We start from the raw sequence: 16,313 nt of genomic DNA, 5'->3' as shown, positions 1-16,313 counted from the left end.
ATCAAGCATCCTTGGAGACGATAGCGAGCAGTTCGCTTTCAGACAGCGAAGCCATTTCTTGTTGCAGGTCCAGCAGTTCGTCGGACTCGTACTGAGCCAGTTGCAGGGTGGTGACCAGGTCGGCCAGCGCTTGCAGCGACGGGTGTTCGAACAGGCCGCGCAGGGGCACTTCGACGCCGAAGGCCTCGTGGGCCCGCAGGGTCACTTGCACCGCCAGCAGCGAATGACCGCCGAGTTCGAAGAAGTCGTCGTGGCGACCGATTCGCTCCAGGCCCAGCAGATCGGCCCAGATCGCCGCCAGCAGCGTTTCGGTCTCGCCGCTGGGAGCCTCGTATTCGCGGTGGGCGAAGTCCTCGACAGCCGGGGCGGGCAGCGCCTGGCGGTCGAGCTTGCCGTTCGGGCTCAGCGGCAGTCGTTCGAGCAGCACGAAGGCCGACGGCACCATGTAGTCCGGCAACTGCGAACTGAGGTACGGCCGTAGTGTCTGGCTCGCGTTACCCGCCGACAGGTGCGGCTCGACGCTGAGGTAGGCCACCAGGCGCCGGGCTCCCGGAGCATCCTCGCGGGCAATTACCGCCGCCTCGCGCACACCCGGGAGGGTCAGCATCAAGGCTTCGATCTCTCCTGGCTCGATGCGGAACCCGCGGATCTTCACCTGCTGGTCGTTGCGCCCGAGGAATTCGAGCACCCCGTCGGCGCGCAGGCGCACCAGGTCGCCGGTGCGGTACATCCGGGCGTCGTCGCCGGCCGCGAACGGGTCGGCGAGGAAGTGTTCGGCGTTCAGTTCCGGTCGGTTCAGGTAACCGCGGGCAACCCCTTCGCCGCCGATGTAGAGTTCGCCCGAGACGCCCAGCGGAACCGGTTGGCCCTGCGGATCGAGCAGGTACAGGCGGGTATTGGGGATCGGCCGGCCGACGGGCACCGTGCCCTGGTCGGCCACCGTGCAGCGATGCACCGTGGCCCAGACCGTGGCTTCGGTGGGACCATATTCGTTGTACAGGGCGATGGCCGGTTCGAACTCGGCGCATTCGCGCACCAGCAGCGGCGGGCAGGCTTCGCCGGCGACGATCATTTCCCGCAGGGTACGGGCGCCCTGGGCGGTTGCCAGGCTGCCCAGCACCAGGCGTCCGAGGGACGGTACGCAGAGCAGGGTGGTCACCGCCTGTTCGTCGATGAACCGCGCAATGGCCGCTGGATCACGGGCCGTTTCGGCGTCGGCGATGCACAAGGTACCGCCGCTGAGCAGGGTGCCGAAAATCCCTGCCACGGAGCTGTCGAAGGCGATCGACGAGAGCAGCAGGAAGCGCCGTCCGCTGTCCGAGGCGTAGACCGCACAGCGGGCCAGGGTCGAGGCCACCAGGCTGCGATGCTCGATCGTCACGCCCTTCGGCTTGCCGGTGGAGCCCGACGTGTAGATCACATAGGCCAGGTGCGCCGAGGTCAGGGTGTCGGCGGCAAACACCAGGTCGCCGGCTTCCGCGGCAGGCACGGCGGCGGCGGTGTCCGCCTGTTCGAGCGCCAGGCTGCGGGTCGCACCGCCCGGTTCGCCGAGCGCCGCGCGGCCAACCGGGTCGGCCAGCAACAGGCGTGGCTGGGCGTCCTCGACGATGGCTGCGAGGCGTTCGGTCGGGTAGGTCGGGTCCAGCGGCACATAGGCGGCGCCGGCCTTGAGGATACCGAGCAGGCCGGTGATCATCGCGCTGCCGCGCTCGACGCAGATCGCCACCAGGTCACCTGGCCGGGTGCCGGCTTCGACCAGGCGCCGGGCCAGGCGATTGGCCCGGGCGTTGAGCGTGGCGTAGTCGAGCTGGCCATGGGCATCGACCAGGGCGATGGCGGCCGGGGTCTTGCGTACCTGCTCTTCGAACAATTGCTGGATGCAGACGTCCTTCGGGTAGTCCAGGCGGTTCTGGTTGAAGGTTTCCAGCAGCAGGCTGCGTTCGGCGGGCGGCAATACATCCAGTTGCGTCAGCGCGATCTTCGGCGTGTACATCAGTGCCTGGGTCAGTTGTTCCAGGGCCCGCTGCATCAGGGCGCAGAGGCGTTGCGGGTCTACCGGCCGCACGCTTTGCACCTGTAGGCCCAGGGCGTCGCCGTAGTCGTTGACCGACAGGGTCAGCGGGTAGTTGGTCCGCTCGGCGCTGTCGAGCAGGCGCATGCCCGGCCATTGCAATTGGCTGTCGTCGTTCTGGTGCCGGTAGTTGAGCAGGCTGGTGAACAGCGGCAAGGCTGTCGCCACGCCACTGCAACGCTGGGCCAGGGCCAGGGAGGCCTGTTCGTGGGTCAGCAGTTCGCCGAGGTCGCGGTGGGTTTCCAACACCAGTTCATGGGCACCCTGGCTGGCCAGTCGGACCCTCACCGGCAGGGTGTTGATGAACACCCCGAGGGCTCGTTCCGAGCCGACCGAGCCTTGCAGGCGCCCGGCGACCACGGTGCCGAATACCACGTCGTCGCGGCCGGTGCAGCGGGCCAGGACCTGGGCCCAGGCCACATGGAACAGCACTGCCGGAGTCATCCCGCATTCACGGGCCTGGGCGCGGATACGCCGGCTCAATTCGTCGCCCAGTTGCAGTTCACCCTCTTCGATGTGGTTGCCGTCGCCTTGTACCTCCAGCAGGTCGAACGGTGCGGTCGGTGTATCGACATCCGCCAGGCGGCGGCTGAAGTAGGCCTCATGGACTTCGGCGGGCGTGGCCTGGGTCTGGGCGATGAAGTCACGGTACGGTTGTGGGGCCGGCAGGTCGTCACCCTGGCCGTGGAGGATCGCGTGGATTTCCTCCAGGACGATCTCCAGGGTCACGTGGTCGCTGGCCATGTGGTGGTTGAGCAGTGCCAGCAGCCAGCGTTCGGAGTATGGGTCACGGGCGACACAGGCGCGCATCAGCGGCGCCTGGCGGAGGTCAAGGCGCAATTGCCGTGGATCATTGAGGCTGCGCAACTGCTCCAGCGGGTCCTTGCTGCTGTCGAGGGTAACGCTGTGCACCGGCAAGTGCGCCTGGCGTTGCACCACTTGCACGGCTTGCGGCAGGCCTTCCCAGTGTATGGCGGTGCGCAGGATGTCATGGCGGTCGATCACCACCTGCAGCGCCTGGATAAAGGCGTCGAGGTGGTGGCGGTCGTCGAATTCGAGCATCGAGCGCACCAGGTAGGCGTCGCCCTCATGGCCCAGCAGGTGATGGAACAGGATACCTTCCTGCAGCGGGGCCAATGGATAGATGTCCTGGATATTGGCGGCACCGCCAGGTACGGCGGCGACGATCCGCTCCAGCTGTTGGGCGCTCAGGGTTACCAGCGGCAGCATGTCCGGGGCCAGTCGGGTGCAGTCGGCCGGGATACGGTTGGCCGGGGCCTGGAACAGGACCTGGCTGTCGCGCCCGATGGCCAGGGCCATCTCGCGCACGCTGGGGGCGGTGAACACGGTGCGCACGCTGGCGTGCAGGCCTTGCTGGCGCAGGCGGTCGATCAGGCTGACGGCCAGCAGCGAGTGGCCGCCGAGTTCGAAGAAACGGTCGTGACGGCCAACCTGCTCGATGCCGAGCAGGTCCTGCCAGACGTTGGCGATGATCGACTCGACCTCGCCACGTGGCGCCTCATAGGCGCGGCTGGCAAAGGCTTCCTGGCCCGGTGCCGGCAAGGCCCGGCGATCCAGCTTGCCATTGGGGGTCAGGGGCATGGCTTGCAGGTGCACATAGGCGCTTGGCACCATGTATTCCGGCAAGGTATCCAGCAGGGTGGCGCGCAGTTGCTCGACCGGTACGGCCTCGCCACACAGGTAGGCCACCAGGCGCTTGCTGTCGGACTGGCTTTCCTGGGCTACCACCACGGCTTCGCTGATGCCCGCGCAGGCAGCGAGCGCTGCTTCGATTTCCCCCAGTTCGACCCGGAAGCCACGAATCTTCACCTGGTCGTCGTTGCGCCCGAGGTATTCCAGGGTCCCGTCCGCGCGCCAGCGGGCGAGGTCGCCGGTCTTGTACAGGCGCGCCTCAGGATCGCTGCTGAACGGGTCGGCGATGAAGCGTTCGGCAGTCAATTCGGCACGGTTGAGGTAGCCACGGGCGACACCGACACCGCCAATGTGCAGTTCACCGACCACGCCCAGCGGGACGAGGTAGCCGGCAATATCCAGCACGTGCAGTTGGGTGTTGCGCACTGGCGTGCCGATGGAACGGAAGTCGGTACTGTCGCACTCCATCCTGCGGATCGAGGCGTTGACCGTGGCCTCGGTCGGGCCGTAGGCGTTGAACAGCGCCGGACGATGAGTTTCGCGTGCGAACCACTGGGCCACCGCCTGTTTGCCAACGGCTTCGCCGCCGATCATGAACTGGCGCAACGAGGTTGGCAGCGGCACGTGGGCGTCGCGACTGACCTGTTGCCAGAACACCGTAGGCAGGTTGGCAACGGTGATCGCGTACTGTTCGCACAAGGCGGCGAAGGCGCCCGTGCCGGCGATCCAGGCGTCGCTGCGCAATACCAGGGTGGCGCCGGAGAGCAGCGCACCGAAGATTTCTTCGACGGACATGTCGAAGGTCATCGTAGCGAATTGCAGGATACGGTCCTGCGGATTGAGGCCGTAGCGTTCCTGCAACGCCGCGATCTGATTGCAGACCGAACGATGCTCGAGCATCACGCCCTTGGGCTTGCCGGTGGAGCCTGAGGTGTACATCACGTAGCACAGGTGTCGTGAGGTCAGGCCGGCTATCCGTGGATCGGTGTCGTCGCCGGGGCCGTCCGCCAGCGATACTTGCGGGATCGCCAGCGGCGGCAGTCTGCCGGACAGCTCGCCCTGGCTCAGCAGCACCCGTGGCGTGCTGTCATCGAGCATGTGCTGCAAACGATCCTGCGGATAATTCGGGTCGAGCGGCACATAGGCGCCTCCGGCCTTGAGGATCGCCAGGATACCGACGACCATTTCCGGGCTGCGTTCCACCAGTAGCGCTACCCGTTCATCCGGCTGCAGGCCTTCGGCAATCAGCCGATGGGCGATACGGTTGGCCCGGGCGTTGAGTTCGGCGTAGCTGAGGGCAATGCCTTCGGCCTGCACCGCAATGGCATCGGGGCGTGCCTGGACCTGCGCCTGGAAGAGCTCCTGCAACAGCAGGTCTTCGGCGAACGGTACAGGGGCGCGGTTGAAGTCGCTGAGCAGTTCGCGACGTTGCTGGTGATCAAGCAACGGCAGGCTCGCCAGCGGCTGCGTGGCATCGTCGAGCAATGCCGCGAGCAGGTGCAGCAGGTGGTTGCCCCAGCGGGCGATGGTGCTGGCGTCGAACAGATCGGTGGCGTATTCGAATTGGCCACGAATGGTTTCACCGTCGTCGTTGAGCGACAGGCTCAGGTCGAACTGGGTGGTACCACTGGCCGGGTGCAGCGGTGCGAGTTCCAGGCCCGGCAGGGAAAGTGCCTGGTCTTGTGGGGTATTGCCCAGCACCAGCATGGCCTGGAACAGCGGGCTGTGACCGAGGCTTCGCTCAGGCTGCAGGGCTTCCACGACCTGCTCGAACGGCAGGTCCTGGTGGCTGTAGGCATCCAGGGTAATGGCCTTGATCCGCGCCAACAGTTGGTCGACGCGTTCATGGGCCTGGACATCAATGCGCAGGGCCAGGGTATTGACGAAGAAGCCGATCAGCGCCTCGGTTTCCTGGCGCGTACGGTTGGCTACCGGGGTGCCGACCACCACTTCGGCCTGGTTGCTCAGGCGTGACAGCAGGATCGACCAGGCAGCCAGCAGGGTCATGAACGGGGTCAGGCCCTGTTGCTGGCTGAACTGGCGCAGCCGGGTGCTGAGCGCGGCTGGCAACTCCAGCGCCAGGCCGGCGCCGAGATAACTCTGGACCTGCGGACGTGGACGGTCGGTGGGCAATTCCAGCAGGCCCGGTGCGCCGTCCAGGTGCTCGCTCCAGAACTGTGTCTGGGCCTGCAGGCGCTCGCCCTGCAGGTACTGCTGCTGCCAGGCGGCGTAGTCGGCGTATTGCAGGGCCAAGGGTGGCAGTGGATCGTCCAGGCCCTGGCTGAAGGCCGTATAGAGACGGTTGAATTCGCCGATCAGCACGGCCACGGACCAGCCGTCGGAGACGATATGGTGCTGGGTGACCAGCAGGACATGTTCGTTCTCGGCCAGTTGCAGCAGACGTCCGCGAACCAGCGGGCCCTGGCTCAGGTCGAACGGCGTCCGGATCTCGTCCTGGCCCAGTTGTTCGACGGCCTGTTGCCGGTCCTTTTCATCCAGGGCGCGCAGGTCATGCTCGAACAGGCTGAAGCCGATCTCTTCGGCGGCGAAGTGCTGGCGGACAGTATCGCCTTGGCGCTCAAAGGTGGTACGCAGGCTTTCGTGTCGCGCGACGATACGGTCCAGGGCGCGTTGCAGGGCTTGGCGGTCGAGCTGGCCGCGCAGGTGCAGGGCGGCTGGCATGTGATAGGCGACGCTGGCGGCATGGTCCAACTGGTCAAGGAACCACAGGCGTTGCTGGGCCAGGGACAGTGGCAGGTCCTGATCGCGGGACACGGCTTCGATGCTCTGCACCGAGGTGCGCCCGGCCAGCTCCACGCACTGGGCCAGGGCTTGCAGGGAGGTGATGCCAAAGAGCGTCCGCAGGTCGATTTCGGCCCCGAGTTCCTGGTGCAGGCGGGCCTGCAGTTGCACGGTCAACAGCGAATGACCGCCCAGTTCGAGGAAGCCGTCATGGCGGCCGACCTGATCCAGGCCCAACAGGGACTTCCAGATCTCGGCGATGGCCACTTCGGTTTCGCCGACCGGGGCCTCATAGGCCTTGCTGGCGAGGGCTTCGAGGCCGGGAGCGGGCAGGGCGCGCCGATCGAGCTTGCCGTTGGCGGTCAGCGGCAGCGTGTCCAGGTGCACGAAGGCGCTCGGCACCATGTACTCGGGCAGGTGCTTGAGCAGTTCGGTGCGCAGCTGTTCGGCCGGCGCCGGTTCGCCGCTCAGGTAGGCCACCAGGCGCTGGTCTTCGCGGGCGATCACCACCGCTTCACGAATACCGGGAACCGCCAGCAGGACGCTCTCGATTTCCCCCAGTTCAATCCGGAAACCGCGGATCTTCACCTGGAAGTCGTTGCGGCCCAGGTACTCGAGGGTGCCGTCGGCCAGCCAACGACCGAGGTCACCGGTCTTGTACAGGCGCGCATTCGCCACGCTGGAGAAACGGTCGGCGATGAAGCGCTCGGCACTCAGTTCGTCGCGGTTGAGGTAGCCACGGGCGACCCCGGCCCCGCCGATATGGATTTCCCCGGCCACGCCCAGTGGCGCGGGTTCACCGTGGGAGTCCAGAACATGCACCTGGACGTTGGCGAAAGGCCGGCCGATGCTCGGTTTTTCGCCGAGGTCGCGGATCAGGTCAATAGTGGCGTCCACCGTGCACTCGGTCGGGCCGTACATGTTGTAGAAGCGGATGGTCTGGCAGTTGCGCAGTTTTTCCCAGGTGCTGGCATTGATCGCCTCGCCGCCGAGCAGCACGCTGACCGGCTGGTAGCTGCGACGCTCCAGCAGGCCGGCGGCGAGCAGGGTGTCGAGCTGCGACGGCGTGGAGTCGAAGGCATGCACCTGGTGCTGTTCGAGGAAGTCCAGCAGTTCGCTGCCGCTGGCGCGGATCAGTTGCGGGATGATCACCAGCGTGTGGCCGGAGAACAGCTGCGCGATGCCCTTGATCGACATGTCGAAGAAGAACCCGGCATTGAGCGCGACGGTGGCGGGTGTCGGGCAGTGCAGGTGGGTGGTGCGGGTCAGCACGTGCCAGAAGTTGAACACCGAGCGGTGTTCGACCATCACGCCCTTGGACTGGCCGGTGGAGCCGGAGGTGTAGATGACATAGGCCAGGTTGTCGGGCGTCAGGCCGTTCACCACCGGGTTGCTGTCGAAGGTCTCATCTTCCACGGCCTGCCGGGACTCGGCCGTGTCGAGCAGCAGCACCGGCAAGTCGCCGGTCGGCAGTGTCAGCGCAGTCTGGGTCAGCAGCGCGCGGGGCTGGCTGTCCTGGAGCATGAAGGCCATGCGTTCGGCCGGATGGGCCGGATCGATCGGTACATAGGCGGCGCCGGCCTTGAGTACGCCGAGCAGGCCGACGATCATGTCCAGGCTGCGTTCGGCGCAGATCGCCACGCGTTCGTCCGGTTGCACGCCGAGTTGCAGCAGTTGCCGGGCCAGGTGGTTGGCCCGACGGTTGAGCTGGCGATAGCTCAGTTGCTGGTCTTCGCAGACCAGCGCGACGGCCTGCGGGTTGGCGCGGACCTGGGCCTCGAACAGGGCCTGGAGCGGCTCGGCGGGGCCGAAGTCGGTGGCGGTGTCGTTGAAGCCGTCGAGCAGCAGTTGCCGCTCGGTGTCGGGCAGCACCTTCAGGTCGCTGGCCAGGCGCGCGGGATCCTGCTCAAGGGCCTCGACCAGTTCGGTCACGGCCTGGACGAGGTAGGCGGCGATACGTTGCGGGTCGATGCCGTCGATGGCCTGGGTGGTCAGGGAGAAACCGTCTCTCTCATCGGCCACGGCAATTTCGATCGGGTAGTTGGTGCGTGCCTCGTTGCTCAGGAAGCGCACGCCATCCCAGGCCAGCACCTGGTCCTGGTTGGCCAGGGAGCCGCCATCGGTCGAATGGCGGTAGTTGAACAGCGTGGTGAACAACGGCAGGCCCGCGGCCACGCCACTGCAACGCTGGGCCAGGGCCAGGGACGCCTGCTCGTGGCCGAGCATCTCGCTGAGGTCGCGATAGGTCTCGTCCACCAGTGCGCCAACCCCGGACCGGGCCAGTTGGACGCGGACCGGCAGGGTGTTGATGAACACGCCGAGGGCGCGGTCGGCCCCCGCCGAACCTTGCAGGCGGCCGGCGACCACGGTGCCGAACACCACGTCGTCGCGGTCGGTGCAGCGCCCGAGCACCTGGGCCCAGGCGATGTGGAACAACACGGCCGGAGTGACTTCGGCGGCCAGGGCTCGGGCCCGGACCTTGCGACTCAAGGCCGGGTCCAGGTGCTGGCTGGTCTCGCTGACCCGGGCGCCATCGCCCTGGACGTCGAGGATGCCGAACGGCGCGGTGGGCTCGTCGACCTCGGCCAGGCGGCGGCTGAAATAATCCTCGTGGGCTTCGGCCGGGGTGGCGAGGATCTGTGCGACAAACTCCCGGTAGGGTTGCGGGGCCGGCAGTGCGGCGCCCTGGCCCTGCATCAGGGCACGGATTTCTTCGAGCACGATGCCCAGGGACACGTGGTCGCTGATCATGTGGTGATCGAGCAGGACCAGCAGCCAGCGTTCCGAATGCGGGTCACGGGCAAGGAAGGTGCGCATCAGCGGCGCCTGTTGCAGGTTCAGGCGCAGCTTTCGTGGATCGCTCAGGCGTTCCAACTGGCGGCGCGGGTCTTCGTCCGGGCTCAGGGTGAACGTTTCCACCGACAGTGGCGCCTGGCGATGTACGACCTGCACGGCTTGCGGCAGGCCGGCCCAGTGCACCGAACTGCGCAGGATGTCATGCCGGGCAATGACCGTTTGCAGGGCCTCGACGAAGGCATCGAGGCGCTGGCGGCCGTCGAATTCGATCATCGAGCGCACCAGGTAGGCGTCGCCTTCATGGTCCAGCAAGTGGTGAAAGAGGATACCTTCCTGCAGCGGGGCCAATGGATAGATGTCCTGGATATTGGCCGCACCGCCAGGCACGGCGGCACTGATGCGTTCGAGCTGTGCAGCGTTCAATGCCACCAGTGGCAGCATGTCCGGAGTCAAGGTCGTGCAACCGGCTGGAATCCTGTTGGCCGGAGCCTGGAACAGGATCTGGCTGTCGCGACCGATGGCCTGGGCCATCTCGCGCACGCTGGGGGCGGTGAACACGGTGCGCACGCTGGCGTGCAGGCCGTGCTGGCGCAGGCGATCGATCAGGCTGACGGCCAGCAGCGAATGGCCGCCGAGTTCGAAGAAACGGTCGTGGCGACCGACCTGTTCGAGGCCCAGCAGGTCCTGCCAGATGTCAGCGATGAGCTGTTCGGTCTCGCCGCGCGGGGCTTCATAGGCACGGCTGGCAAAGGCTTCCTGGCCCGGTGCCGGCAAGGCCCGGCGATCCAGCTTGCCGTTGGGGGTCAGGGGCATGGTTTCCAGGTGCACATAGGCGCTCGGTACCATGTATTCCGGCAAGGTTTCCAAGAGCGCGGTGCGCAGTTGCTCGACCGGTACGGCTTCGCCACACAGGTAGGCCACCAGGCGCTTGCTGTCTGATTGGCCGGCCTGGCTTTCACGGGCCATCACCACGGCTTCGTCGATACCTGCGCAGGCGGCGAGCGCGGCCTCGATTTCACCCAGTTCGACCCGGAAACCGCGGATCTTCACCTGGTCGTCGTTGCGCCCGAGGTATTCCAGGGTGCCGTCCGCGCGCCAGCGGGCAAGGTCGCCGGTCTTGTACAGGCGAGCGTCCGGATCGGTGGTGAACGGGTCGGCAACGAAGCGCTCGGCAGTCAATTCGGCGCGGTTGAGGTAGCCACGGGCGACACCGACACCGCCAATGTGCAGTTCGCCGGCCACACCCAGCGGGGCGAGGTTGCCGGCGGCATCCAGTACATGCAGTTGAGTGTTGCGCAGCGGTGTGCCGATGGAACGGAAGTCTTCGTTGTCGCGCTCCATCCGGCGGATCGAGGCGTTGACCGTGGCCTCGGTCGGGCCGTAGGCGTTGAACAGCGCCGGACGATGAGTCTCGCGTGCGAACCATTGGGCCACCGCCTGCTTGCCAACGGCTTCGCCGCCGATCATGAACTGGCGCAGCGAGGTCGGCAGGGGCACATGGGCGTCGCGGCTGACCTGCTGCCAGAACACGGTGGGCAGGTTGGCGACGGTAATCGCGTACTGTTCGCACAAGGCGGCGAAGGCGGCGGTACCGGCGATCCAGGCATCGCTGCGCAATACCAGGGTGGCGCCGGAGAGCAGGGCGCCGAAGATCTCTTCGACGGACATGTCGAAAGTCATGGTGGCAAATTGCAGGATACGGTCTTGCGGGTTGAGCCCGTAGCGCTCCTGCAGGGCGCCGATCTGGTTGCAGACGGAGCGGTGTTCGAGCATCACCCCTTTCGGCTTGCCGGTGGAGCCGGAGGTGTACATCACGTAGCACAGGTGCCGCGAGGTCAGGCCGGCTACCCGTGGATTGGCGTCGTTGCCGGGGCTGTCCGCCAGCGACAGCTGCGGGATCGCCAGCGACGGCAGTCTGCCGGCCAGGTCGCCCCCGCTCAGCAGCACCCGTGGCGTACTGTCCTCGAGCATGTGCTGCAGGCGTTCCTGCGGATAGTTCGGGTCGAGCGGTACATAGGCACCCCCGGCCTTGAGGATGGCCAGGATACCGACGATCATCTCCGGGCTGCGCTCCACCAGCAGCGCTACCCGTTCATCCGGTTGCAGGCCTTCGGCAATCAGCCGATGGGCGATACGGTTGGCCCGGGCGTTGAGTTCGGCGTAGCTGAGGGCAGTGCCTTCGGCCTGGACCGCGATGGCGTCGGGGCGTGCCTGGACCTGCTGTTCGAACGCCTCTTGCAGCAGCATGCCTTCGGCGAACGGAACATATGTCGAGTTGAAGCCGGACAGCAGCTCGCGACGTTGCTGGCGGTTGAGCAATGGCAGGGTCGCCAGTGGCTGCGCGGCATCGTCGAGCAGGGCGTCGAGCAACTGCAGCAGATGGTTGCCCCAGCGGGTGATGGTGCTGGCGTCGAACAGATCGGTGGCGTATTCGAATTGGCCGCGAATGGTTTCACCGTCGTCGTTGAGCGACAGGCTCAGGTCGAACTGGGTGGTACCGGTGGCCTGGGGCAGGGCTTCCAACTCCAGGCCTGGTAAGGACAGCGCCTGGTCTTTTGGCGTGTTGCCCAGCACCAGCATGGCCTGGAACAGCGGGCTGTGGGCGAGACTGCGCTCCGGTTGCAGGGCTTCCACGACCTGCTCGAACGGCAGGTCCTGGTGGCTGTAGGCATCCAGGGTGATGGCCTTGATCCGTGCCAGCAGTTGATCGACACGCTCGTGTGCCTGGACATCGATACGCAAAGCCAAGGTGTTGACGAAGAAGCCGATCAGCGCTTCGGTCTCCTGGCGTTGGCGATTGGCGACCGGGGTGCCGACTACCACTTCGCCCTGGTTGCTCAGGCGCGACAAAAGGATCGACCAGGCGGCCAGCAGGGTCATGAACGGGGTCAGGCCCTGTTGCTGGCTGAATTGGCGCAGACGGTTGCTGAGCGCGGCTGGCAGCTCCAGGGCCAGGCCGGCGCCGAGGTAACTCTGGACCTGCGGACGAGGGCGGTCGGTGGGCAACTCCAGCAGGCCCGGTGCACCGCCCAGGTGCTCGCTCCAGAACCGGGTCTGGGCCTGCAGCCGTTCGCCCTGCAGGTACTGTTGCTGCCAGGCAGCGTAGTCGGCGTATTGCAGGGCCAGGGGGGGCAGTGGGTCGTCCAGGCCCTGTTTGAAGGCAGCGTAGAGGCGGTTGAACTCGTCGATCAGCACGGCCACGGACCAGCCATCGGAGACGATATGGTGCTGGGTGACCAGCAGGACATGTTCGTCCTCGGCCAGTTGCAGCAAGCGTCCGCGAATCAGTGGGCCCTGGCCCAGGCCGAACGGCGCCTGGGCTTCGTCGCGGCCCAATTGCTCGATCGCCTGTTGCCGGGCTGGCTCGTCCAGGTTGCGCAGGTCGTGCTCGGCCAGGCTGAAGCCGATTTCTTCGGCGGCGAAGTGCTGGCGGACAGTGTCGCCTTGGCGCTCAAAGGTGGTGCGCAGGCTTTCGTGCCGGGCGACGATACGGTCCAGGGCACGTTGCAAGGCGACGCGGTCGAGCTGGCCGCGCAGGCGCAGGGCGGCTGGCATGTGATAGGCGACGCTGGCGGCATGGTCCAACTGGTCAAGGAACCACAGGCGTTGCTGGGCCAGGGACAGTGGCAGGTCCTGGTCGCGGGACACGGCTTCGATGCTCTGTACGGACGACTGGGTGGCCTGCTCGACACGCTGGGCCAGGGCCTGCAGTGAGCCGCTGCCGAAAAGGCTGCGCAGGTCGATTTCGACGCCGAGCTCCTGGTGCAGGCGGGCCTGCAGTTGCACGGTCAACAGCGAATGACCGCCCAGTTCGAGGAAGCCGTCATGGCGGCCGACCTGATCCAGGCCCAACAGGGATTTCCAGATCTCGGCGATGGCTTCTTCGGTTTCACCGACCGGAGCCTCGTAGGCCTTGCTGGCGAGGGCTTCGAGGCCGGGAGCGGGCAGGGCACGGCGGTCGAGCTTGCCGTTGGCGGTCAGCGGCAGCGTGTCCAGGTGCACGAAGGCGCTCGGCACCATGTACTCGGGCAGGTGCTTGAGCAGTTCGGTGCGCAGTTGCTCGGCCGGTGCGGGTTCGCCACACAGGTAGGCCACCAGGCGTTTGCTTTCCGCCTGGCCCGGCTCGTCTTCACGGGCGATCACCACCACCTCGCGCACCCCGGCGCACAGGGCAAGGGCCGCCTCGACTTCGCCGATCTCGATGCGCAGACCACGGATCTTCACCTGGAAGTCGTTACGGCCGAGGTACTCCAGGGCACCGTTGGCCAGCCAGCGACCGAGGTCGCCAGTCTTGTACAGGCGCGCCTGGGGATCGCTGGAGAATGGGTCGTTGATGAACCGCTCGGCAGTCAGTTGGGGCTGGTTCAGGTAGCCTCGGGCGACGCCGATGCCGCCAATGTGCAATTCACCGGCCACGCCCAGTGGTTGTATCTGGCCCAGCGCATCGAGCACGTGCATCTGGATATTGGCGATGGGGCGACCGATCGGCACGCTTTCCCCCGGATCACCGGGACGGCACTGCCAGGCAGTGACGTCGATGGCGGCTTCGGTCGGACCATAGAGGTTATGCAGTTCGATACCCGCCAGTTGTTGCTCGAAGCGTCGCTGCAGGCCACGGGGCAGGGCTTCGCCACTGCACAGCACCCGGCGCAGCTCGGGGAATTCACGGCTGGCGCGGTGTTCGAGGAACAGATCGAGCATCGACGGCACGAAATGCAGCATCGTGATACCGGCATCGCGAATCACGCGGGCCAGGTAGTCCGGCTCCTGATGGCCGCCTGGGCGAGCCATGACCAGCTCGGCGCCGGCGAGCAGCGGGAGGAAGAACTCCCACACCGACACGTCAAAACCGAACGGGGTCTTCTGCAGCACCCGGTCGCTGGCATCGACGGCATATTCGTCGCGAGCCCAGAGCAGTCGGTTGACCACGCCCAGATGCTCGTTCATCACCCCCTTCGGCATGCCGGTGGAGCCCGAGGTGTAGAGCACGTAGGCCAAGTGGTTCGGCTGCAGGCCGAGGGTCCTGGCGTCCGGGTTGACGGTCGGTTGTGCAGCCAGTTGCGCGCTGTCGTCGTCGAGCAGCAGTACCGGTACGTTCAGGGTCGGCAGCTCGTCACGCAGTGCCAGGGTAGTGAGCATGGCCCGTGGCGCGCTGTCACCGAGCATATAGGCCTGGCGGGTACTCGGCAGGTCCGGGTCGACCGGCACATACGCGCCCCCGGCCTTGAGTACACCCAGCAGCGCGACGACCATCTCCGGGCCGCGGCGCAGGCTCACGGCAACCCGGGCATCGGGCTCCACGCCCAGTTCGATCAGACGGTGGGCGAGCTGGTTGGCCTGGCGGTTGAGTTGTTCGTAGCTGAGCTGCGGCCCGCTGTCGTCGCGCACCGCACAGGCGTCCGGCTGCCGGGCGGCCTGTTGTTCGATCAACTGGTGGATCAGTACGTCGCGCGGATAGGTACGGGCCGTGTCGTTGAAACCGACCCGCAGTTGCTGGCGTTCCTCCTCGTCCATCAACGGGAAGTGCGCCACCGGGGTGTCATGCTGTTCCAGCACCGCCTCGAGCATGGCGAACATGCGTTGTTGCAGGCTCTGGGCTTCTTCGAGGCTGTAGTAGGCGGTGTTGAAGTTGAAGTCCAGGTGCACGTCTTCGTACGGGTGGTAGTCGCGCACGAAGATCGCCATTGGCGTCTGCTCGTAGCCGTTGTCCATGGTGATCACCCGCGACGAGGTGCCACCGAACTGATCGTCGCCGTCGAGGCTTTCGAACGACAGCGACACGTCGAACAACTGCCTGCGCCCGGCCTGGGCCAGGCGCAGGGTGCGGTTGAGTTCGGCGATAGGGAAGCGCTGGTGGCGATAGCAGCGGCGCAGTTGCGCGCCGGCGGCGTTCATCAGGTCCAGCAGCGATCCCTGCGGGTCGACCGCCAGGCGAATCGGGCTGACCGAGGAAAACATCCCGGCGGTGGCTTTCTGGCGGGCAGTGGTGCGGTTGTGCACGGGCATGCCGATGACCAGTTCATCGACCCCCACGGTGCGGCTGAAATAGGTGCCGACCACGCTGATCAACACGTGGGCCACCGACAGGCTGCGCTCGCTGGCGAACTGCGTCAGGGCGTTGTACAGCGGCCGCGGCAGCATCGCCTGGACCTGGGCGCTGGGCGCCAGTTCATTGGCCTTGCCGGCCTTGAAGTCGGCCCGGCGCTGCAACAGCGGCGGCGGCAGTTGCGCGTAGGTTTCCTGCCAGAACTGCCGGTCGCGCTCGTAGCGTGAGGATTGCAGGTAGGCGCGATCTTCCTCGAGGAACGACAGGTAGGAGTGGCCCTCGGCGACCTCCTCGTTGCCGGCCAGCAGACCGTTGTAGGCGGCGCCCACCGCATGGCCGATCAGTGCGACGCCGATGCCGTCGGTGACCAGGTGATGGTAGCGGTTGAGCCAATAATGACGCTGCGGTCCGCAACGCACCATGCGCGCTTCCCAGAGTTGGCCGGTCAGGGATTCGAACGGTTTGCGAAAGGCCTCGCGCAGATACGCCATGGCCAGTCCGGCGTTGTCTTCCTCCTCGGAAAACTCCACTACCTCCAGCTTGACCTTGACCTCGGGCAACACCCGTTGGCGGCCGGTACCGCCCTCGTGGCTGAAACTCAGGCGCAGGGTGTCGTTGCGGTTGGCGACCATTTCGATCGCTTTCTCGAACAGCGGGATATCGATCTCGCCGCGGATTTCCAGGGACATGCCGATGTTGTAGTAGGGCAGGTCCGGGTGTGCGATCTGATCGAGCCAGATGCCCTGCTGGACCGAAGCCAGCTCGTGGGAAACGCTGGTTTGCGCGGACAGCTTTTCGGTCGACGAATCCATTTCGGAGCACCTGTTTGCAAAATTCAGTGGGCTCGTCTCCAGGCGAAAGGCAGCACGGCGCGCGGGCTCGACTGTCAGTCGGCGGGACGAAGGAAAGCGTGCAAAAAAGCTAGAGCATCCACTGGGTGATGTCTGTCATGGGAAGTAGGGACAATCGGCGGGGGCAGCCATCGGTGCGTTTGGGCGCGTGCGG

General features: G+C 66.2%; 1 protein-coding gene. It reads right to left on the bottom strand.

From position 1 onward, the window contains the following. Nucleotide 1: 1 nt before the first annotated feature. Nucleotides 2-16,120, bottom strand: a complete 16,119-nt coding sequence (locus AC6I6U_RS19310) for a non-ribosomal peptide synthetase (protein ID WP_497877623.1) — start codon at nt 16,118-16,120, stop codon at nt 2-4. Nucleotides 16,121-16,313: the final 193 nt, after the last annotated feature.

It is taken from the genome of Pseudomonas sp. UTLPPB19802 (genome assembly GCF_059730225.1).
Note: the sequence above shows the minus strand (reverse complement) of the source record. Positions and strands in the feature narration are given on the sequence as shown.

Bases quoted from the DNA above. Each gene is read 5' to 3' on its own strand.
- AC6I6U_RS19310 (WP_497877623.1), bottom strand. From the start codon at position 16,120: ATGGATTCGTCGACCGAAAAGCTGTCCGCGCAAACCAGCGTTTCCCAC.